Annotated in this window: 2 protein-coding genes; both read right to left on the reverse strand. The window is 61.7% G+C overall.

Features of this window, described 5'->3' with window-relative positions; translation table 11 throughout:
* Positions 1–108 precede the first annotated feature (108 nt).
* Positions 109–1,113, reverse strand: coding sequence for a tyrosine-type recombinase/integrase (locus ACH0BU_RS18045; protein WP_024310637.1), 1,005 nt, complete (start codon positions 1,111–1,113; stop codon positions 109–111).
* A partial coding sequence (locus ACH0BU_RS18050; RefSeq protein ID WP_500264478.1) for a site-specific integrase occupies positions 1,110–1,433 on the reverse strand: 324 nt, incomplete at its 5' end. The genes ACH0BU_RS18045 and ACH0BU_RS18050, both read right to left, overlap by 4 nt.

Below are 1,433 nucleotides of genomic sequence, written 5' to 3' on the forward strand. Positions count from 1 at the left end.
CAGTCGCAGTTTATGTCGAGCGTGGCGGCGAGAGACGCAGGTTTCCTTCGGTTTTCCATGATTTCACTCCAGATAATATGCGGGTTAGAGGGAGTGTTCGAAGACGGGTCAGGCCCGCCTTCGAACGTCGGTGAGCATTGTGATCAAGGCGTCGGAAGGCGGCTTGAAGCGCCCCGGCTTGATCGCAGGGGCACCGTGGGCTGCGAGAATCTGCAGCTTCTCTTCGGGATCGGCGCGCAAGTAGGTCTCGGTGCTCTGGATACTGGCGTGGCCGAGCCATAATGCGACCTTGCGAATGTCCCCCGTCGCCGCGAGCGTGTGCATCGCGCAAGAATGACGAAGCACGTGGGGTGTGACGCGCTTCCCAAGGATCGACGGCTGCTTCGTCGCTGCCGTCTTGACGTGCTCGGCCAATCGGAACGCAAATCCGTCGCGGGTCATCGGCTGCCCGTTGGCATTGAGGAAAATCTCGGTGACCTCAACTTGAGGCCGGATCGCAAGCCATGCGCGCAATGCGATCTGGGTCTCCTTCCACAGCGGCAGGACCCGTTCACGTCGCCCTTTGCCCATGATGTGCATGGTGGACAGGGAGCGGTCCGGGAAATCGCCCAGTTGCAGCGTTACGAGTTCCGACACCCTCAGTCCGCCAGCATAGGTAAGATGCAGCATCGCGCGATCACGGGTGCCGAGGCGTGTCCGGGGATCGGGTGTATCGAGCAAAGCCTTGATCTCGGCCCGGTCGAGGTAATCGATCAGCGCCTTGTCTGTCTTCTTGGTCGGGATTGCTCTGACACGGAGTGCCTGATCGAGGCAGGCTGGAATCCGGTACTCGATGTATCGGAAGAAGGATCGGATCGCGGCGAGCCTGCCATTGCGGGTCCGCACGCAGCTGCCGCGGCCGATCTCCACATGATCGAGGAAGGCCATGATCATGTCTGTGCCGAGATCCTCAACCTCGAGATCGGTCGGTCGGCGCTTCAGCCGATCGGCAGCGAACTGGACGAGGAGGACGAAGCAGTTGGCATAGGTCTTCACCGTGTGCGGGCTGACGGCGCGTTCGCGCGGCAGATGTTCCCGCAGATATGCCGAGAGATGGGGAGCAAGCGCCGTCATGCCGCTTCTCCTTGAAAAAGTTGCTCGCTTGCAGCCGCAATGTCGCGCAGCAGCACTGGCGTGGCTTCGAGATACCAGTACGTGTTGGCGATCGACGCGTGCCCCAGGTAGACACTGAGACCGGCCATGTGGTGGGCAATGGCCTCCCTCTCACGCGGGCAGGACTCAAGCGAGCGAACAGCGAACGTATGTCGCAGATCGTGGAGTCGCATGCCTGCCGTACCGGTTGCTCCACGATATCCGAGAAGCCGGGCCAACCTGACGAACACGACGTGGGCGCGCACCTTGTGCGGCGCCCGCCCCCGGATAGTGACGAACAG

The organism is Sphingomonas olei (assembly GCF_045369765.1).
Lineage (GTDB): Bacteria > Pseudomonadota > Alphaproteobacteria > Sphingomonadales > Sphingomonadaceae > Sphingomonas > Sphingomonas panaciterrae.